Below are 19,199 nucleotides of genomic sequence, written 5' to 3'. Positions count from 1 at the left end.
CTCGGCGATCCGCCTCAGCCGCGCGGACGCGTGCGCCAGAGCCAGGCGATCCCGACGAACGGCAGGACCAGCGGCAGCCAGCCGTACCCGCTGCCGTAGTCGGACCACACGGTCGCGTCGGGGAAGAGCGCCGAGTCGAAGACGGTCAGCGTGCCGACGGTGAGCACGCCCACCAGCTCGAACCCGACGGCCATCCACGCCAGCCGTCGCGGGGACGGACCGACCTCGGCGAGGCCGAGGGTGGCGGCGATGTAGACCAGCCCGGCGACCGCGGAGAGCGAGTACGCCAGCGGCGCCTCGTCGGCCTTGGTCAGCAGCTGCACGAGCGAGCGGGCGGTCGCGGCGAGCGCGAAGACGCCGTAGACCGCGACCAGGACCCGACCGGCGCCGGTGCGGGTGGAGCTCATGTCGGCCACACCTGCTCGACCCGGACGACGACGAAGGCCTGCGCCAGGCCGGCGACGAGCAGGACCGCGGTCGCGCCCCGTGAGCGCTCGGCCAGCGACCAGACGAAGCCGATCGGCAGGAGCACCAGCCCGGCGACGAGATAGCCGAAGAGCGTCACCAGGGCACCGCCGTGCAGGTCGACCCCGCCCACCTGCACCGCCGCGATCACCAGCAGCACCAGGGTCGCGGCCTCGATCGCGCCGGCGAAGCCGAGCAGTCCCCAGTCCGGCGTGCGGTCGAGCACGACGTAGACCAGCACCACCGCCGCGAACGCGAGCGAGGCGACGATCAGCGCAAGGGGGAACCAGCCGTCCACAGGGGTCGATTCTCGCAGAGGGTCCGCGTCCGGCCCGACCTCAGCCCTCGCTCGCAGGCGCGTGGGGGAACTCCTCCATCGCGTGGTCGGCGATCTTCTTCATCATCCAGCCGTCCACACCGCCGCCGATGACGCCACCGGCGACCGGGATGCCGCGGCCGAAGCGGGCGAGCACCTTCTCGCTGACCCCGCGCAGGAGGCGGAAGCCGACGGCCTTGTTGACGACCATCAGTGCAGCCGGCGGCAGGCCCTTGAGGGCGTACGACGTCACGGCGCCGGTGGCCGACGACATGCCGGTCTTCTTGAGGACGTCGTCGGCGTCGGAGCCCACGAGGGTGAGCAGGATCGCGGTCCGCACGCGAGGCTCGTGGACGTCGTAGCCGCGCAGCGTGGCGATCGCGCCCACCAACCGCACGGCCTGGAGGTAGAACTCGGCGACGTTGACCGGGAGGGAGACGGGCATCGTGACGAACCCGCCGAGGCCGGTGACGAAACCGCCGACACCGCCGGTGAGGGTGGAGCGACGGGCCAGCGCGGCGATCGCCTTCTCGCGGTCCCCGTCCGCCTTGGCGAGGGCCTGGTCGGCCACTGCGGTCACGGGGGACAGCGGGCCGCGGCCCTTGATCCCCACGTCGACCAGCAGGTCGACGAGCTTGTCGACCGTGCCCGGGTCCGGTCGGGGGTCGTCGGCCGCCTCGAGCGCCGAGCGCTTGTCCTTGGTGCCCCCGGTGACGAGGTCCTTGATGCCCATGTGCTCCAGCCTAGGCGGGGCAGGACAAGAGGTCAGGCGAGCGCGCGCTGCGCGGCGAAGAGGTCGGCCTGGATGTCCCTGATGCCGCGGGTCTCGCCCGGGGCCACCCACTGCACGAAGGACACCCGGAAGACCGAGATCGCCGCGTCGGCCGCGAGCTCGGCGGCCGGGTCGGTGACCCCCCGGTCGCGCAGTGCCTGGGCGACCGCGGACGCGAGCGCGCCCATCTTGAGCGACTCGCGCTCGCGCAGGCCGTCCTCGGTCTCGATCGCCTGCTGTCGTCGGCGCGACCAGGGTCGGCGCTCGTCGGTGAAGAAGGCGCCCGATCCGGCGACCGCGGCCTCGGCGAGCTCACGGGGACTTGCCCCGTCGGGTGCCTCGGCGACCGCGTCGACGAACGCGTGCAGCAGCACGTCCTGGCCGTCGAAGAGCACCTCGCGCTTGTCGGCGAAGTGGCGGTAGAAGGTGCGCTCGGTCAGGTCGGCGCGGCCGGCGATCTCGGCGACGGTCGTCGCCTCGAAGCCCTGCTCCACGAAGAGGTCGAGCGCGGCGAGCTGGAGCCGCTGCTTCGCGCCCGGTTCCCAACGTGCCATGTGGTCGATCCTACGTGATGTCAGTCCCTGACATCTTGGTGCTACGGTGATGACAGAACATGACATCACTCATCAGGAGGAGGAGCACCATGAAGGTCTTCGTCACCGGCGCATCCGGGTGGATCGGCTCGGCCGTCGTGCCCGAGCTGCTGGCCGTGGGCCACGACGTCATCGGACTCGTCCGCTCCGACGAGGCGGCCGCTGCCGTCTTCGCCGCGGGCGCCGAGCCCCTGCGCGGCTCGCTCGACGACCTCGCCTCGCTGCGCGCCGGCGCCGAGCGGGCCGACGCCGTCGTCCACCTCGCCAACAAGCACGACTGGTCGGACATGGCCGAGTCCAACCGCGCCGAGCGCGCCGCGGTCGAGACGCTGCTCGACGTGCTCGCCGGATCGGACCGCGCCCTCGCCCTCGCCTCGGGCACGGCGTTCGCGCCGGGCCGGGTCGTCACCGAGGACGACGCCAACCCGGCCGCCGGTCCCGACGCACCCCGCGGCGGGACCGAGGCGCTCGCCCTCGAGGCCGTCGACCGTGGTGTGCGCAGCATCTCGCTCCGCTTCGCCCCGACCGTCCACGGCGCCGGCGGCGAGCACGGCTTCATCCCGCAGGTCGTCGACGCGGCCCGGCGCAACGGCGCCGCCGGCTTCGTCGGCGACGGCGCCAACCGCTGGTCGGCCGTCCACCGGGCCGACGCGGCCCGGCTCGTCGCCAGGGCGATCAGCACCGCGCCGGCCGGGTCCCGCCTGCACGTCGTCGGCGAGGAGGGCCTCGCCACCCGCGACGTCGCGGCCGCCATCGGCGAGGCGCTCGGCGTACCGACCGTGTCGGTCGACCCGGCCGACGCCCCGGCGCACTTCGGCTGGATCGCCGGCTTCTGGGGCCTCGACATCCCCGCCTCCAGCGCCCTCACCCGCCAGCGCTTCGACTGGACGCCGACGCACCCGACGTTGCTCGAGGACATCGCGTCCGGCGCCTACACGGAGTGACCCGGGCGAGCGAACTCAACGCACACAAGGGTGAGACGGGCGTCACATCTTCGTAGCGTCGAGGGACCGGTCGTACTCGGCGGCCGGCGTCCCGGTTCGAGAGGATCGTCATGTCCCACCTCATCCGCCCCCTGCGACGGCTCACGGTCGCGGCCCTGCTCACCGTCGGGCTGCTCGCGCCGGTCCCGGCCTCGGCGTCGACCGGCCCGACACCGACCGCCTGCCCCGCCTCGGTCGCCGAGGTCGCCGACTGCTGGACCGGTCAGGACGCCACTGGCGCGTTCTACGCCATGGCCGTCCCGCACCAGTGGAACGGTGACCTCGTCGTCCACGCGCACGGAGGTCCCGACCTCGCCGACCCCACCGACGCGTCGCGGAGCCTCGACGACCTCGACCGCTGGTCGGTGATGCCGCGCGAGGGCTACGCCTGGGTGGGCTCGGCCTACCGCCGTGGTGGCTTCGGCACCCGGATGGCGGTCGCCGACACCGAGGGAGCGCGGCTCGCCTTCGAGGCGGCCTTCGGCGAGCCGGAGCGCACCTTCGCGCACGGGCAGTCGTGGGGTGGCGACGTCGCGGCCAAGCTGGTCGAGGTGCACCCGACGTCGTACGACGGCGTGCTGCTGACCAACGGCGTGCTCGCCGGGGCGTCGCGCGGCTACGACTACCGCGTCGACCTTCGCGTGGTCTACCAGTACTACTGCGGCAACCACCCGCGACCGAGCGAGCCGCAGTACCCGCTCTGGCAGGGTCTGCGCGCCGACTCGACGATGACCTCGACCGGGCTCCGCGCGCGGCTCCAGGAGTGCACCGGCATCGAGTCCGCGCCTGCTGATCGCACCCCGCTGCAGCAGCGCAACCTCGACGACATCCTCGCCGTGACCCACGTGCCCGAGCGGACCCTGTCGTCGCACCTGAGCTTCGCGACGTTCACCTTCCGCGACATCGTGACCAAGCGCCTCGGTGGTCGCAACCCGTTCGGCAACCTGGGCGTGCGCTACTCCGGCAGCCACGACGACCGGGCGCTCAACCGCGGCGTCGAGCGATTCGTCCCGAACCTGCGCGCGAAGCGGGACCTCACCTGGGACAGCGACCTCACCGGCGCGGTCCGGGTCCCCACGGTGACGCTCCACGCGATCGACGACCCGACGGCGTTCGTCGAGCACGAGTCGGCCTACCGTGCCACCCGCCAGGGTGCCGGCACCGCGGACGACCTCGTGCAGGTCTTCACCGCCGAGTCCGAGCACAGCTCGCTGAGCAACAGCGGGTACGCCGCCGCGATGCACGCGCTCGACACGTGGGTCACCACGGGCGAGAAGCCGACGCCCGCCTCGGTCGCCGCCTCCTGCCCCGACTACGACGCCACCTACGCCACCGGCTGCTTCATCGACCCGGCCTTCACGCCGTCGTCGTACGACTCGCGGGTGAACGCGCGGCCTCTCGGTCGCCACTGGCCCACGATGCCCGCCTGGCTCGAGCGAGCCTGGTCGCACGTGCCGGGGATCGGCATCGCGCCGTGAGGTCCGGGCGGGTCAGATCGACGAGCGGAAGCCCCGCAGCCGGAGCGAGTTGGTCACCACGAAGACGCTGGAGAACGCCATCGCGGCGCCGGCGAGCATCGGGTTGAGGAGCCCGGCCGCCGCCAGGGGGAGGGCGGCGACGTTGTAGGCGAAGGCCCAGAACAGGTTGCCCTTGATCGTGCCGAGCGTGCGGCGCGAGAGCCGGATCGCGTCGACCGCGACGCGCAGGTCGCCGCGCACGAGCGTCAGGTCGCTCGCCTCGATCGCCACGTCGGTCCCGGTGCCCATCGCCAGCCCCAGGTCGGCCTGGGCGAGCGCGGCGGCGTCGTTGACGCCGTCGCCGACCATCGCCACGACGAGGCCCGTCTCCTGCAGGCGCCTGACCTCGGCGACCTTGTCGGCCGGCAGTACGTCGGCCACGACCGTGGTGATCCCGACCTGGGCCGCGACGTGGCGGGCCGAGCGCTCGTTGTCCCCGGTCAGCAGGATCGGTTCGAGCCCGAGCGCGCGGAGCCCGTGGACCGCCTCGGCGGAGGTCGGCTTGATCGTGTCGCCGACGACGACCACGCCCCGCGCCTTCCCGTCCCAGCCCACGGCGACGGCGGTGAAGCCCTCGTCCTGCGCCTGGTCGACGGCCTCGGCCAGCTCGGCCGGCAGGTGCTGTGACCCTTCGTCACGCCTCGTCCCTCGGCTGCTCAGGACAGGCCAGCTCTGCAGGAGGCTCGGCCGACCCACGACGACCGCGTGGCCGTCGACGACGCCCTCGACGCCGAGGCCCTCGCGGTTGGTGAAGCCCTCCACCGGCGATACCTGAGGACGTGGCGTACGGATCTCCGAGCCGATCCCGACCGTGGCGTCCTCAGGTATCGAGGCGGCGGCGATGGCCCGGCCGATCGGGTGCTCGGACGCCGACTCGAGCGCGGCGGCAAGGCGACGTACGTCGTCAGCCGACTCGCCCTCGGCGGCCACGACCGCGTGGACGGTCATGTCGCCGGTGGTGACGGTGCCGGTCTTGTCGAGCACGATCGTGTCGACGCGACGGGTGGACTCGAGGACCTCGGGGCCCTTGATGAGGATGCCGAGCTGCGCGCCGCGGCCGGTGCCGACCATCAGCGCGGTCGGCGTGGCCAGGCCCAGGGCGCAGGGGCAGGCGATGATCAGCACCGCGACGGCCGCGGTGAAGGCGGCCGTCGCGCCGCCACCGGCGCCGAGCCAGAAGCCGAGCGTGGCGACGGCGAGGGCGATGACGATCGGCACGAAGACGCCGGAGATCCGGTCGGCGAGGCGCTGCACCTCGGCCTTGCCGTTCTGCGCGTCCTCGACGAGGCGGGCCATCTGGGCGAGCTGGGTGTCGGCACCGACCCGGGTCGCCCGCACGACGAGCCGGCCGCCTGCGTTGACGGTGGCACCGACCACGTCGTCGCCCGGGCCGACCTCGACCGGCACGGACTCGCCGGTGAGCATCGACGCGTCGACGGCACTGGTCCCCGAGACGACCTCGCCGTCGGTGGCGATCTTCTCGCCGGGGCGGACGACGAACTCGTCGCCGACGACGAGCTGGTCGACGGGGATCCGGACCTCGCTGCCGTCGCGCAGCACGGCCACGTCTCGCGCGCCGAGTGACATCAGGGCGCGGAGGGCCGCCCCGGCCTGGCGCTTCGAGCGGTGCTCGAGCCAGCGCCCTGCGAGCAGGAACGTCGTCACGCCGGCTGCGGCCTCGAGGTAGATGTTGCCCGCGCCGTCGGTCCGGTCGATCGAGATCCGGAACGGGTGCGTCATGCCGGGTTCGCCGGCCGTGCCGAGGAAGAGCGCCCACAGCGACCAGCCGAAGGCGGCCAGCACGCCGACCGAGACGAGGGTGTCCATCGTCGTCGCACCGTGGCGCAGGTTGGTCCACGCGGCGCGGTGGAACGGCCACGCGCCCCACACCACCACGGGCGCGGCGAGCACGAGCGAGGCCCACTGCCAGTAGGTGAACTGCCACGCCGTGACCATGCCGAGCGCGATCACCGGGGTGCTCAGCAGCGCGCTGACGACCAGGCGCTGCCGCAGCGGATCGGCCTCCGACGCCTCGGCGGCCGGCTCGGCGGACGGGCCTGACGAAGGGGGCGTCGGGAGGGCGGCGGCGTAGCCGGCTGCCTCCACCGTCGCCAGCAGGTCGTCGGTGGAGACGGTGCCGGGGTAGGAGACCTTCGCCTTCTCGGTGGCGTAGTTGACCGTCGCGGTGACGCCCTCGAGCTTGTTGAGCTTGCGCTCGATGCGGTTCGCGCAGGACGCGCAGGTCATGCCGGTGATGGCCAGCTCGACGTCAGTGCTCATGGGTCCCGCCCTCCTCGTGGTCACCCGACGGCGCGCCGGCCGACTCGACGGTGAACGCCGCCGTGCGGACCTCGCTGCGGTGCTGGAAGTCGAGGAAGAGGCGGTACGTCCCCGCGGTCGGGAACGCGGTGGCGAAGTCGATCCCCGGACCGGGCTGGCCCTCCTCGGGGTGGACGTGGAGGTAGCCGAGGTCGCCCGAGCGGATCGCGACCAGGTGGCCGAAGGCGCCGAGGTAGGGCTCGAGGTCGGTGACCGGCTCGCCGTCGAGCTCGATCGTCGTGGTGAGGACGGTGCCCACGCCGGGCGCGGTGTCGCCGTCGAGGGTCATGGTGTAGGTGCCCTCGTCGGTCTCGACCGTCACGGTGCGGGTGTCTGCAGGGAGCTCTTCCGGCTCGAAGTCACCCGTGACCGACAGGTCGTCGGCGAGCGTGATGCCGTCCCAGCCCGCGGGCGTGAGGTCGGCGATCACGCGCCACACGCCGGGCGTCAGCCGCACGTCGACCGACCAGGTGCCGGTCGCCCGGTCGAGCGTCGGGTGCACGTGCTGGAACCCGGTCAGGTCGCGGCGTACGACGATGAGGTGCAGGTCCTTGGTGTGCGTCTCGGTGTAGTCGAGCAGCGGCCGGCCGCCGGAGGTGAGGACCTGGAAGTCGAGCCGTGCGCGGCCCGGCTGCATGCTCCGGTCGGCCAGCGCGAGCGTGTAGCCGTCCGCCTGCGCGGTGAGCCCGGAGACGTCGGCGACCTTGGACGTGTGGGCACCGTGGCCGCCCTCGCTCGCGTGACCGTCGGCGTGGGCTGCGGCGGGTGCGGCCTCGATCGGTCCGACGAGCCGGCCCCCGCCCCACGCGACCGCGAAGGCGGCGGCGAGGACGGTGACGAACGCGGCGACGCGCAACGGCGTACTCATGACAGGGCGTAACCGGCTTCCTCGACGGCTGCCCGGACAGCGGCGGGATCGAGGGGCGCGGCGCTGGTGACGGTGACGGCTCCGGTCTCGACGACGACGTCGACGCTGTCGACGCCCGCGATCTCGGAGATCTCCTCGGTGACCGAGGCGGCGCAGTGGCCGCAGGTCATGCCGGTGACGGTGTAGGTCTCGGTGGTCATGAAGGTGTCCTCCCTATGACCTCACGAGGCGGGCGATCGCCTCGGAGGCCTCCTTGAGCTTCTGCTCCTGCTCGGCCCCGCCCTGGCGGGCGGCGTCGACGACGCAGTGGGCCATGTGGTCGTCGAGCAGCGACAGCGCGAGGGCTTGGAGGGCCTTCGTGGCGGCGGAGACCTGGGTGAGGATGTCGATGCAGTACTTCTCCTCCTCGACCATCCGCTGGATCCCGCGCACCTGGCCCTCGATCCGGCGCAGTCTCTTGAGGTGCGCCTGGACCGCTGCGTCGTTGCCCTCGAGGTGGCCGTGCTGCTCGCTCATGACGAGAACAATACCCCTAGGGGGTATGAAGTCCACCTTTTCGGTCACCCCATGGGGTGGAATTCGACGCGTTCTTCCGCGTGCGGCGCACGGTGGTGCTGGCACTACCTCCGCACGCCCCTACAGTGGCAAGGACGGTCCTCAGGGCGTAAGAAGCGCACGGCCGCACCTGAGTGGGAACACATGATTCGAGGACCTCACATGATCATCCGAGTAGCCATGCTCGGCGGAGACGAGCTCGTCAGACGCGGCCTGGAGGGCATGCTCCGCACCCTCGGCGGCTTCGAGCTCGGCACCGTCAAGGACCGTCAGCGCCAGCCCATCGACGTCGCGCTCGTCGAGACGTACGGCACCTCGCCGCAGGACCGCACGCTCGCCAAGGCCCTGGCCGACCCCTACATCCACCGGGTCGCGGTCTACACCTGGAACCACCACCCGGGCCTGGCCAACGAGATGCTGCGCCCCGGTGTCAGCGGATACCTCGGCAAGGGCCTCTCCGCGATCCAGCTCGGTCGGGCGCTGCACGCGATCCACACGGGGCAGACGGTGGTCGCGCCAGGTCTCCTCGGTCACGAGGTGGCCGATCCGGCGCAGCCGAGCGAGGTCGACATGCTGACCACTCGCGAGCGCGAGACGCTCGGCCTGATCGCCACCGGCAAGAGCAACGCCGACATCGCAAGCACGATGGAGATCTCGCTCAACTCGGTGAAGTCCTACATCCGCAGCGCCTACCGCAAGACAGGCGTGCAGAGCCGCAGCCAGGCCGTCCTGTGGGCTGTCCAGCACGGTCTGGGCTCCGACGTGCTCAAGCGCGTCGACCCGGTCCCGACCACGGTGCCGAGCCGACCGGCCCAGGTCACGACGGGCTGACCGCGTCGGCCGGGACCGGTCGTACGCCGCCGGGGCGGGTCCACTCGGCCCGGCTGATCAGCACCTCACGCAGCACGTCGGGCCGGTCGGTGATGATCCCGTCGACGCCTGCGTCCAGGAGCGTCCGCATCGTCGCGGGCTCGTCGACGGTCCACACGACGACCCGGATGCCCATCTCGTGGGCGCGCGCGATGACGCGCTCGGAGTGGATCGGCATCCGGCCGAGCTTGATCGGCACGTGGGCGAAGACGCCGCTGCCGGGCCGCACGCCGACAGGACGTACGCCGCCTCGTGAGCACGCGACCAGCGCCGTGAGCGAGCGCCAGCCGAGGGCCGTCGTCACCCCGGGTGCCTCGTCCTGCAGGCGCCGCAGCCAGCGGCTCCAGGCGCCGGCCACGCAGATGCGCTCGGCCCAGCCCGGGTTGGCCCTCAGCAGCCGCGCCATGGCGCCGATCGACGCCTCGTCCTTGAGGTCGATCGCGAACCGGGCCTGGGGGAAGGTCGCCATCGCCTCGATGAGCGTGGGGATCTGGTCGGTGCCCCCGACGCGCAGCCGGCGCAGGTCGGCGAGGTCGAGGTCGGCGACCCTGCCCGGGTGGCCGGTGACCCGCTTGAGGGTCGCGTCGTGGAAGCAGACGACGTGCCCGTCGCGGGTGGTGTGCACGTCGGTCTCGAGGTAGGTCAGGCCCAGGGACGTGGCACGTCCGAAGGCGGCGAGGGTGTTCTCGGGTGCGAGCGCCATGCCGCCGCGGTGCGCGATGGCGAGCGGTCCGGTGTGGTCGCCGTAGCTGGTCACGCGCCCCAGCATGAGCCGCTGGCGACCGGTCTGTCGCGCTCGGAGGGCGCGGTGCAGCGAGTGTTCATCCAGGCTTCTCCGCGGCGTCCGTGGGCCGACACGGCGTTCACCTGCCGGTCGCCGGGCGGGGTAGTCCAGTGGCACGTGGCTGCCCCGGAGCCCGTCCGACGACCATCTGCCACTGGACTACCCCCCGGCGGTGGCGGAGGCCCAGCTGACCGCGGCGACGTGGCCGACGGGCGCGTCGAGGTCGGCCCAGTGCTCACCGGAGAGGTCGGCCAGGACGACCGAGGTCATGGGGGCGAGGAGCCCGGTGCCGCGCTGCTTGAGCACGGCCTCCTTGCGGGACCACGCCCGCGCTTGATCGACGTCGGTCTCGGCCGACTCACCGGGTGCGAGGACGAGCGAGGCGTCCCAGCCGCGGGCCACGTCGGCGACTGACTCCACGTCGATCCCGACGGGCACGTCCGCGAGGACGGTGAGCAGGTGCGGACCCGAGCGCGAGAGGGAGACGTGGTGGGCGACGCCGTAGGCGCGCAGCCACGGGCGCCCGTGCCTCGACGAGCCGCACCGAGGACACAGGCGCCCGCTGTTCACGACGTCCGGCGTCACCCCGAGGTGGCCGGCGGCGTGGAGCGCGAGGGCGCGCTTGCTGGTGGTGCCGGCGGCGTGCCAGCGGACGTCGTACGGCACCGGGGTCGCGGCGCTCAGCTGCGGTAGCCGCCGAGCAGCTCGGCCAGGCGCAGGTGCGGCTGGGCCTCGTCCTGGCGGCCCTGGCGCTGCAGGGCGCGACCGACGAGCAGGTGGGCGTAGGGCTCGTTGGGGTCGTGCTCCAGCAGCTCGGTGGCGACGCGGATCGTGCCGTTGAGCTGGGCGGAGTGGAAGAGCGAGCGCGCCAGCAGGAGGCGTACGTCGGTCAGCTCGTGCACCACGTCGCCGGGGTCGTCGAGCAGCTCGGCCAGCAGCACGGCCGCCTCGCGGTAGGCGCGCTCCTCGAAGAGCGCCTGGGCCCGCACCCAGCGGTCGTGGACGGTGTCCTCGAGCAGGCCCGCATGTCCGCGCAGCAGGTCCTCGAAGGGGGTGAAGTCGGTCATCGTCGCTCCTCTCGGGTGGTTCTCCTCCGAGCGTGCGCCCGGACGCCGGTGCAACGCGGGAGGGTGCCCGGCGATTCCACGGACACCTCGGAGGAATACTGGAGGTCGCACGCTCGTTGGAGGTGGTACAACCTTCAACCACACCGTGTCATCTATGCAGGAGGACACCATGCAGTTCGGCATCTTCAGCGTCGGCGACGTCACGCCCGACCCGACCACCGGCACGGTGCTGTCGGAGGGCGAGCGGATCGCGCTCATGACCGACGTGGCACTCAAGGCCGAGGAGGTCGGGCTCGACGTCTTCGCGACCGGCGAGCACCACAACCCTCCGTTCGTCGTGTCCTCGCCGACGACCCACCTGGGCTACATCGCCGCGAAGACCGACAAGCTGCTGCTCTCGACGAGCACCACCCTGATCACCACCAACGACCCGGTGAAGATCGCCGAGGACTACGCCTTCCTCCAGCACCTCTCCGGTGGCCGCGTCGACCTGATGATGGGGCGCGGCAACACCGGCCCGGTCTACCCGTGGTTCGGCAAGGACATCCGCGACGGCATCAAGCTCGCGGTCGAGAACTACCACCTGCTCCGCAAGCTCTGGCGCGAGCCGGTCGTCAACTGGCAGGGCCAGTTCCGCACCCCGCTGCAGGGCTACACCTCGACGCCGGCACCGCTCGACGGCACGCCGCCGTTCGTGTGGCACGGCTCGATCCGCAGCACCGAGATCGCCGAGCAGGCCGCCTACTACGGCGACGGCTTCTTCCACAACCACATCTTCTGGAACAAGGAGCACACCGAGCAGATGGTGGCGCTCTACCGCCGTCGCTTCGAGTTCTACGGGCACGGCGCGGCCGACCAGGCCTACGTCGGGCTCGGCGGGCAGGTCTTCATGGGTGCCACCGAGGCGGAGGCCAAGCGCGTGTTCCGGCCCTACTTCGACAACGCCCCGGTCTACGGCCACGGACCGTCGCTGGAGGACTTCACGAAGATGACGCCGCTGACCGTCGGCACCCCGGAGCAGGTCATCGAGCGCACACTGGGCTTCGCCGACTACGTCGGCGACTACCAGCGCCAGCTCTTCCTGATCGACCACGCCGGCCTCCCGGCCTCCCTGGTGATGGAGCAGCTGGAGATGCTCGGCACGGAGGTCGTGCCGGTGCTGCGCGCGGAGTTCGAGCGCCGTCGTCCGGCCCACGTGCCGAGCGACCCGCCCACCCACGCCTCGCTCGTCGCAGCCGGTCCGGACGCGCCCTTCCACCTCGTGGAGCCCGCGCTCGAGCGGGTCAAGCAGATGCAGGCCGAGCAGGCCGCCGCGTCCGCTGCGGAGCCGGTCGAGGTCCGGGCATGACCCGACGCATCGTCGTGGTGACGGCGGGACTCACCGTCCCGTCGTCCACCCGACTGCTGGCCGACCAGCTCGCCGAGGCCACCCAGGCGCAGGCCACCGCTCGCGGCGAGGCGCTCGCCGTCGACTTCGTCGAGCTGCGCGAGGTCGCCGCCGAGCTGGCCGCGTTCATGGTCACCGGTGGCGTCCCCACCCCGCGGCTGACCGAGCTGCGGGAGCTGGTTGCGTCCGCCGACGGGCTCGTCGCGGTGACCCCGGTCTTCAACGGCGGCTACAGCGGTCTGTTCAAGATGTTCTTCGACGCCCTCGACAAGGACTCGCTGACCGGTACGCCGGTCCTCGTCGCCGCCACGGCCGGGTCGGCCCGGCACTCGTTGGTCCTCGACCACGCGATGCGACCGCTCTTCGCCTACCTCCGCGCGGTCGTCGTGCCCACCGGGGTCTTCGCGGCCACGGAGGACTTCGGCAGCCACGGTCTCTCCGAGCGCATCAGCCGCGCCGCCGCCGAGCTCGCGGCGCTGGTGCTGAGCCAGGACGGCTACGGCGTCGGCGGGTTCGTGCCCGACCTCGCCGCGCGGCCCCGGCGCACGTCCGGCACGCAGGTCGAGGCCGACGTGACCCCCTTCGGTGAGCTCCTGCGCGGGCACGCCGGGGACAACGCTCCCTGACACACCCCGTCAGGAACCCACGAGATCGGCGTCCACCCGGCTCGGTCGACAACGCCGGCGCCGGCCCGTCGTGGCTAGCGTGGGGGCCATGTCCGTCGCCGCCGGCACCGTCCGCACCGTGCTGCTCGGCGACAGTCACCTGGCCCGGCTGCGGCGGCAGGCGTCGCGACTCCCGGGCGAGGTCGCGAACCGCGCGGTCGGCGGGTCGTCGTCGCGGGACCTGCTCGCTCAGGTGTCTGCCGCCGGTGTGCTCGCCACCGACCGCGTGGTCGTCTCGGTGGGCAGCAACGACGCGGCACCGTGGAAGCAGGTGCCGGTGGCCGAGTTCGCCGAACTGCTCTCCGCCGGCCTCGCGTCGCTGCCCGATCCGCGGTCCGCGGTGTACGTCGCCCCGCCGGGTGTCGTCGAGGACCGGCTGGAGCGCGCGAACGACCGCACCAACGACCTCATGGACACCTACCGCGACGCGGCCGTGCGCGGCTGCGAGGAGCAGGGCGTGCGCGTGCTGCGCGCCGACCTGGTCGTCATGTCGCTGGGTGCGGCTGCGTTCGCAGCCGACGGGCTGCACCTGAGCGGGGTGGGCTACCGCGCGCTCCTCGAGGAGCTGCGAGAGCTGCTGTGACCCGCGCGACGGTGTCGTGCCGCGCCGGACGGGTCAGGCCTCCCAGGCCGGACCGGCGCCGCCGAGTCGCTCCACTAGCCTGCGGCCGACGAACCCGGCGTTGGTGCGGCGTACGTCGTCGGGCACGGCGGGCAGGTTCTCCTCCCAGTCGAGCACGCACGACCCGCGCAGCTGCGGCATCCGCGCGGGACGACCGAAGAAGAACGGGTGCAGGTGCGCGCCCCCGTCCCCGTAGCGACCCACGTGGCACCGACCCACGCTCGGGAGGGCCTCGACGGCGGCGGTGATCGCCACCATCAGCCGGCCCATCTCCGAGGCGAGGTCGTCGGGCAGGTCGGCGAGGTCGTGGTGGGCGCGCGGCTTGAGGATCAACGTGATCGGCAGCTGCATGCCGACGTCGGAGACGACCCACCGCTCGTTGCTCCACACGACGCGTGCCTCCTGCTCCGGCGTCGGTGGCCGGAGGCAGTCGCAGTCGGCCGGGTCCTCTCCCCGGCGCGCGGGCTCGACGTCGGCCAGCGGCTCGAGGGGCTTGATCCGCAGGCCGTCGAGCTCGAACGGGAAGATGTCCCAGCCGGGCATCGACTCGATCGCCACCGCCAGGCGACCCTCGGCGTCGGTCGCCGCGGCGACCCGGTCGTAGAAGTCCTCGATCGACTCAGGCTCGCCCATGAGCCGCAGTCTTCCACCGCCCACACCCCTTGTGGGGTTGTCCGCGGCGGATCGGCGAGGGAACGTCGAGGACATGAGCGACAACAAGATCACTGTGGAACGGACCATCCAGGCCTCCAGCGCGGACGTGTTCGACGTGCTCAGCAACCCTGAGCGACACGTCGAGCTCGACGGCTCGGGCTTCGTCGTCAGCGACGACCGCTCGAACCGGATCCAGGGCACCGGCGACGTGTTCACCATGAACATGACCGGTGACCACATGGGAGGCGACTACCAGACCGAGAACCACGTCACCGGCTACTCGCCGAACCAGCTCCTCGCCTGGCAGACCGCGCCGGCCGGCCAGGAGCCCCCCGGCTGGCAGTGGGTGTGGGAGCTGGAGTCGGAGGGCTCCGACTCGACCCTCGTGCGCCACACCTACGACTGGAGCAACGTCACCGACCCCGACCTGCTGTCGAAGGTCAGCTTCCCGCTCGTGAGCGAGGCCCAGCTCGAGTCGACCCTCGACAACCTGAGCCAGGCGGTCACCGGGTCCTGACGCGTCCCGGCCCGTCCCGCGATCACCAGGCGGCGGGCCGGTAGTCCTTCAGGAAGCAGCCGTAGAGGTCCTGTCCCTGCTCGCCGAGGGCGATCGGGTCGTAGACCCGCGCCGCGCCGTCGACCAGGTCGAGCGGTGCGTGCCAGCCCTCGGCAGCGATCCGCAGCTTCTCGTGGTGCGGACGCTCGTCGGTGATCCAGCCGGTGTCGACGGCCGTCATCAGGATGCGGTCGGTCTCGAACATCTCCGCCGACGAGGTCCGCGTCATCATGTTGAGCGCGGCCTTGGCCATGTTGGTGTGCGGGTGGCCGGCGCCCTTGTAGCGGCGGCCGCCGAACTGGCCCTCCATCGCCGAGACGTTGACGACGTACGCACGTCGTGCGCCGTTCTGCACGGCTGCGCGCAGCGCGGGCCGCAGCCGGGAGTTGATGAGGAACGGCGCGATCGAGTTGCAGAACTGCACCTCGAGCAGCTCCAGGGGGTCGACCTCGTCGAGCACCTGGGTCCACGAGTTGTTGTCCTGGATGTCGGGGATCAGGCCACCGGCGTCGATCGCGGTGCCGGCCAGGTGCGACTCGAGCGAGGCGCTGCCCGCCTTGAGGGCGAGGGCAGTCAGCGACGCCGCGTTGTGGGCGGCGACCGCGTGCTCGGCGGACTCGCCGTCGTGGTGGGCGACCGCGGTCGAGGACAGCGCCCCGGCGATCGCGGCGGGGTGCGCCTCGGAGATCCGGTCGAAGGTCACCATCTCCGGCAGAGCCGCGACCCCCAAGGACTCAGCGGTCGGCAGCGGAGCGTCCTCGCCGTCGATCAGGTGTGCATACGCCCCCGGCAGCCGTCGTACGGTCTGGCAGGCGTTGTTGACGATGATGTCGAGCGGTCCGTCGGCCGCGACGTCGTCGGTCAGGGAGATCACCTGGGTCGGGTCGCGCAGGTCGATGCCGACGACCTTGAGGCGGTGCAGCCAGTCGGCCGAGTCCTCCATCGCCGCGAACCGGCGCACGGCGTCCTTCGGGAAGCGGGTCGTGATCGTGGTGTGGGCGCCGTCGCGCAGGAGCCGCAGCGCGATGTACATCCCGATCTTCGCGCGGCCGCCGGTGAGCAGCGCGCGCTTGCCGGTGAGGTCGGTGCGCTGGTCACGCTTGGCGTGGCTCATCGCCGCGCACGTCGGGCACAGCCAGTGGTAGAACGCGTCGACGAGCGTGAAGTCCTGCTTGCAGATGTAGCACCCGCGTGGGGTGATCAGCTCGCCCGCGAAGGCGCCCGCAGTGGTGGACGTCAGCGGGATGCCGGCGGTCTCGTCGTCGATCCGCATCGGTGATCCGGTCGCGGTCCGCGCGATGATCTCGCGGTCGTGAGCCTGCTCCGCGGCGCGCTTCACCGACTTGCGCTCGGCCTTGATGGACTTGTACATGTGCGAGGCCGCCCGCTTGACCGCGATGTGGTCGGGGTGGTCGCCCGGCAGGTGGTGGAGGGTCTGCAGCACGCGCAGGGTCGTCGCCAGGTCGCCGGGGTCGATGCCTGCCGGCTCAGGCTGCTGTTCGGTCACCGGAGAAGCCTACGAGCACGCCTCGACGACGCCGCGTGGGGCACCGGTGCCGGGGCGGGCGGTCTCGCACGCGGCGCGGATGGCCCGCAACGACCCATCCCGGTAGTCCGTAGTGACTAGGTCGACGGTACTTCTGGACGAATGTGTCCCGGTTTTCGGTGCGACATCTCCACGGGTCGGTAACAGTTCTGCCCGCCTGGGTAATCAGGCTGCCGCCGCACGTGTGGCGGACCCTTCTCTCCACAAGGTTGATCAATGAGTTTTCTGCGTCGTCCCGGCTCGCGCCGGGTCAGCGATCGGACGAGCCGCGCTCGTGGCACCCACCGGATCGGTGCCGGCCTGTTGGGGGGTCTGGTCGCGCTCGGCACCCTCACGTCGGTGGCCGGACCCGCTGCGGCGGCGGACCCGGGCGCGGCGGTCATCAGCGACGCCGGGTGCACCACCTCCACCCTCGGGCGCAACGACGACGGGTCCTCGCCCGGGCAGGCGTTGCCGTTCGAGCTCAACTTCTTCGGTACCCGCTACCGCACCGTGTTCGTGAACAACAACGGAAACCTCACCTTCAACGCCGGGATGAGCACGTACACGCCGTTCCAGGTCACCGCGAGCACGCCTCCGATCATCGCGGCGTTCCTCGCCGACGTCGACACCACCAACGCGGCCTCCGGGATCACCGCCTGGGGGACGACGACGTTCGACGGCCGCCCGACGTTCTGTGCCAACTGGCGCAATGTCGGCTACTACAAGCAGAAGGCGGACAGGACCAACGACTTCCAGCTGCTGCTGGTCGACCGCTCCAACGTCGGCGCCCCCGGCGACTTCGACATCGTCCTTAACTACAACCGGGTGACCTGGGAGTTCGGCGACGCCTCCAGCGGGATCTCGGCCGGCGCGGGCTTCAGCGCCGGGGACGGCGACGCCGGCCACTTCTACGACAGGCCCGGCTCCCGGGTCAACGGGGCCTTCCTCGACAGCAACGCGAACGGGCTCGCCCGGACCAGCACGAACTCGACGGTCGTCGGCCGGCACGTCTACCCCGTCCGCGACGGTGGCGTCGCAGGCGTGACGCCTCCGGACGTCGTGATCTCGGTGGCTCCGCCGACCGCGACCAACAACCCGTCGCCGACGATCACCTACACCTCGCGCCCCGCCTCGGAGAGCACGACCTTCGAGTGCCGGCTGCAGCCGCGGGGTGCGGCCACCGCATCCTTCCAGGCGTGCCCGCCCGGCGGCTTCGAGACCGGCACCCTGCCCGAGGGCACCTACACCGTCGACGTGCGCGCCACCGACGTCTACGGGCTCACCGACCCGACCCCGGCGAGCACCACCTTCACGGTCGACACGACCGCGCCCGGCGGCACGCAGGTGTCAGGCCCGTCGGGGGTGCTGACCGAGCGTCAGGCGCAGTTCACCTTCGCCTCGCCGGGTGACGCCGACGTCGCCGGTCACCAGTGCCGGATCTCTCCGGCACCTGCTGGTGGAGCTGTCGGGTGGTCGACGTGCACGAGTCCGGTGACGTTCGGTGACCTGGTCGATGGTGAGTACACGCTCGACATCCGTGCGGTGGATGCGGCCGGCAACACCGGCCCGATGTCGTCGCGGTCGTTCGAGGTGGATGCCACGCCGCCTGGTGGGGTGGAGTCGACGGGGACGTCGGGTCCGGTGAACCAGAGCACGGCGACCTTCTCGTGGCCCGGGATCGACGATGCGGTGTCCTACGAGTGCCGCATCGCGCCGGTGCCTGCTGGTGGGGTTGCCGGGTGGACGACGTGCACGAGCCCGGTGAGCTTCGAGGATCTCGCCGATGGTGACTACACGGTGCGGGTGCGTGCGGTCGACGCTGCGGGCAACCGTGGCGAGGCCACGGTCCACGAGTTCACCGTCGACACGGCGCCGCCCGCGGCGCTGGACCCGGCGACGCCTGGCAGTGGTCCGACGGGGACGACGTCGGACACGAGCCCGACGTTCTCGTGGACCGGTCCGCAGGACGCGGCGTCGTACGAGTGCCGGATCACGCCGGCTCCTGCCGGGACGTCCGGCGGGTGGTCGACGTGCACGAGTCCGGTGACGTTCGGTGACCTGGTCGATGGTGAGTACACGCTCGACATCCGTGCGGTGGATGCGGCCGGCAACACCGGCCCGATGACCTCGCGGTCGTTCGAGGTGGATGCCACGCCGCCTGGTGGGGTGGAGTCGACGGGGACGTCGGGTCCGGTGAACCAGAGCACGGCGACCTTCTCGTGGCCCGGGATCGACGATGCGGTGTCCTACGAGTGCCGCATCGCGCCGGTGCCTGCTGGTGGGGTTGCCGGGTGGACGACGTGCACGAGCCCGGTGAGCTTCGAGGATCTCGCCGATGGTGACTACACGGTGCGGGTGCGTGCGGTCGACGCTGCGGGCAACCGTGGCGAGGCCACGGTCCACGAGTTCACCGTCGACACGGCGCCGCCCGCGGCGCTGGACCCGGCGACGCCTGGCAGTGGTCCGACGGGGACGACGTCGGACACGAGCCCGACGTTCTCGTGGACCGGTCCGCAGGACGCGGCGTCGTACGAGTGCCGGATCACGCCGGCTCCTGCCGGGACGTCCGGCGGGTGGTCGACGTGCACGAGTCCGGTGACGTTCGGTGACCTGGTCGATGGTGAGTACACGCTCGACATCCGTGCGGTGGATGCGGCCGGCAACACCGGCCCGATGAC

21 protein-coding genes are annotated in these 19,199 nt (G+C 71.9%); 8 read left to right on the top strand and 13 right to left on the bottom strand.

The genetic code is table 11. The annotated features are described in order from the left end of the window. Positions 1–14: 14 nt before the first annotated feature. The 4 genes from IEZ25_RS16460 to IEZ25_RS16445 are packed head-to-tail and all read right to left on the bottom strand — an operon-like array spanning position 15 to position 2,107. Positions 15–407, bottom strand: a complete 393-nt coding sequence (locus IEZ25_RS16460; RefSeq protein WP_191200552.1) for a hypothetical protein — start codon at positions 405–407, stop codon at positions 15–17. Further along, on the bottom strand, positions 404–763 hold the full coding sequence (locus tag IEZ25_RS16455) for a hypothetical protein (RefSeq protein ID WP_191200551.1): 360 nt from the start codon (positions 761–763) through the stop codon (positions 404–406). The genes IEZ25_RS16460 and IEZ25_RS16455 overlap by 4 nt, the downstream gene beginning before the upstream one ends. 40 nt (positions 764–803) lie before the next feature. Then, positions 804–1,514 (bottom strand): EcsC family protein, encoded by a 711-nt coding sequence (locus IEZ25_RS16450; protein ID WP_191200550.1) that lies wholly within the window; start codon positions 1,512–1,514, stop codon positions 804–806. Positions 1,515–1,546: 32 nt separating this feature from the next. Next, entirely contained in the window at positions 1,547–2,107 is a 561-nt protein-coding gene (locus IEZ25_RS16445; protein ID WP_191200549.1) for a TetR/AcrR family transcriptional regulator, read from the bottom strand. Between the two features lie 89 nt (positions 2,108–2,196). On the opposite strand from IEZ25_RS16445, the gene IEZ25_RS16440 reads away from it, so the two are divergent. After that, entirely contained in the window at positions 2,197–3,090 is an 894-nt protein-coding gene (locus IEZ25_RS16440) for an SDR family oxidoreductase (protein ID WP_191200548.1), read from the top strand. 110 nt (positions 3,091–3,200) lie between these two features. Further along, positions 3,201–4,607 (top strand): alpha/beta hydrolase family protein, encoded by a 1,407-nt coding sequence (locus tag IEZ25_RS16435; protein ID WP_224749173.1) that lies wholly within the window; start codon positions 3,201–3,203, stop codon positions 4,605–4,607. 12 nt (positions 4,608–4,619) lie between these two features. On the opposite strand, the gene IEZ25_RS16430 is transcribed toward IEZ25_RS16435, so the two are convergent. The 4 genes from IEZ25_RS16430 to IEZ25_RS16415 are packed head-to-tail and all read right to left on the bottom strand — an operon-like array spanning position 4,620 to position 8,349. Further along, positions 4,620–6,926, bottom strand: coding sequence for a heavy metal translocating P-type ATPase (locus IEZ25_RS16430; RefSeq protein ID WP_191200547.1), 2,307 nt, complete (start codon positions 6,924–6,926; stop codon positions 4,620–4,622). Continuing rightward, the gene (locus IEZ25_RS16425) at positions 6,916–7,833 is read right to left on the bottom strand and encodes a hypothetical protein (protein ID WP_191200546.1); all 918 of its coding nucleotides are present in this window, start codon (positions 7,831–7,833) and stop codon (positions 6,916–6,918) included. The genes IEZ25_RS16430 and IEZ25_RS16425 overlap by 11 nt, the downstream gene beginning before the upstream one ends. Further along, positions 7,830–8,033, bottom strand: coding sequence for a heavy-metal-associated domain-containing protein (locus IEZ25_RS16420; protein ID WP_191200545.1), 204 nt, complete (start codon positions 8,031–8,033; stop codon positions 7,830–7,832). The genes IEZ25_RS16425 and IEZ25_RS16420 overlap by 4 nt, the downstream gene beginning before the upstream one ends. Positions 8,034–8,046: 13 nt before the next feature. Further along, positions 8,047–8,349 (bottom strand): metal-sensitive transcriptional regulator, encoded by a 303-nt coding sequence (locus tag IEZ25_RS16415; protein WP_179619099.1) that lies wholly within the window; start codon positions 8,347–8,349, stop codon positions 8,047–8,049. A 201-nt stretch (positions 8,350–8,550) separates the two neighbouring features. On the opposite strand from IEZ25_RS16415, the gene IEZ25_RS16410 reads away from it, so the two are divergent. Further along, positions 8,551–9,219, top strand: a complete 669-nt coding sequence (locus tag IEZ25_RS16410; protein WP_191200544.1) for a helix-turn-helix transcriptional regulator — start codon at positions 8,551–8,553, stop codon at positions 9,217–9,219. On the opposite strand, the gene IEZ25_RS16405 is transcribed toward IEZ25_RS16410, so the two are convergent. From IEZ25_RS16405 to IEZ25_RS16395, 3 genes are all read right to left on the bottom strand, one after another. Next, complete coding sequence (locus IEZ25_RS16405; protein ID WP_318152279.1) at positions 9,206–10,015, bottom strand: glycerophosphodiester phosphodiesterase family protein; 810 nt, start codon at positions 10,013–10,015, stop codon at positions 9,206–9,208. The two genes, IEZ25_RS16410 and IEZ25_RS16405, sit on opposite strands and share 14 nt — an antisense overlap. A 186-nt stretch (positions 10,016–10,201) precedes the next feature. After that, complete coding sequence (locus IEZ25_RS22325) at positions 10,202–10,708, bottom strand: 4'-phosphopantetheinyl transferase family protein (RefSeq protein ID WP_191200542.1); 507 nt, start codon at positions 10,706–10,708, stop codon at positions 10,202–10,204. Positions 10,709–10,722: 14 nt separating this feature from the next. Further along, positions 10,723–11,109 carry a tetratricopeptide repeat protein gene (locus IEZ25_RS16395; RefSeq protein ID WP_224749172.1) on the bottom strand — a complete coding sequence of 129 codons (387 nt, stop codon included), beginning with the start codon at positions 11,107–11,109 and terminating at the stop codon, positions 10,723–10,725. Positions 11,110–11,278: 169 nt separating this feature from the next. Here IEZ25_RS16395 and IEZ25_RS16390 point away from each other — a divergent pair, with 169 nt between their 5' ends. The 3 genes from IEZ25_RS16390 to IEZ25_RS16380 all read left to right on the top strand — a co-directional run bounded on the left by IEZ25_RS16390 (position 11,279) and on the right by IEZ25_RS16380 (position 13,744). Then, positions 11,279–12,457, top strand: coding sequence for an LLM class flavin-dependent oxidoreductase (locus IEZ25_RS16390; protein ID WP_191200803.1), 1,179 nt, complete (start codon positions 11,279–11,281; stop codon positions 12,455–12,457). Next, positions 12,454–13,122, top strand: coding sequence for a CE1759 family FMN reductase (locus IEZ25_RS16385; protein ID WP_191200541.1), 669 nt, complete (start codon positions 12,454–12,456; stop codon positions 13,120–13,122). Before IEZ25_RS16390 ends, IEZ25_RS16385 begins: the two co-directional genes overlap by 4 nt. Positions 13,123–13,210: 88 nt before the next feature. Continuing rightward, a complete protein-coding gene (locus IEZ25_RS16380; protein WP_191200540.1) occupies positions 13,211–13,744 on the top strand; it encodes an SGNH/GDSL hydrolase family protein in 534 nt (177 codons plus the stop codon). Positions 13,745–13,777: 33 nt separating this feature from the next. On the opposite strand, the gene IEZ25_RS16375 is transcribed toward IEZ25_RS16380, so the two are convergent. Further along, positions 13,778–14,416, bottom strand: a complete 639-nt coding sequence (locus IEZ25_RS16375) for a hypothetical protein (protein ID WP_191200539.1) — start codon at positions 14,414–14,416, stop codon at positions 13,778–13,780. 73 nt (positions 14,417–14,489) lie between these two features. On the opposite strand from IEZ25_RS16375, the gene IEZ25_RS16370 reads away from it, so the two are divergent. After that, a complete protein-coding gene (locus tag IEZ25_RS16370; RefSeq protein WP_191200538.1) occupies positions 14,490–14,954 on the top strand; it encodes an SRPBCC family protein in 465 nt (154 codons plus the stop codon). Between the two features lie 22 nt (positions 14,955–14,976). Here IEZ25_RS16370 and IEZ25_RS16365 read toward each other — a convergent pair whose 3' ends face one another. Next, positions 14,977–16,500, bottom strand: coding sequence for an SDR family NAD(P)-dependent oxidoreductase (locus tag IEZ25_RS16365; RefSeq protein ID WP_318152278.1), 1,524 nt, complete (start codon positions 16,498–16,500; stop codon positions 14,977–14,979). Positions 16,501–16,755: 255 nt separating this feature from the next. Between IEZ25_RS16365 and IEZ25_RS16360 the strand changes: the two genes are divergently transcribed. Then, positions 16,756–19,199, top strand: a 2,444-nt coding sequence (locus IEZ25_RS16360) for an Ig-like domain-containing protein (protein WP_191200537.1), incomplete at its 3' end; no start/stop codon positions are given.

The organism is Nocardioides hwasunensis (genome assembly GCF_014779665.1).
Lineage (GTDB): Bacteria > Actinomycetota > Actinomycetes > Propionibacteriales > Nocardioidaceae > Nocardioides > Nocardioides hwasunensis.
Note: the sequence above shows the minus strand (reverse complement) of the source record. Positions and strands in the feature narration are given on the sequence as shown.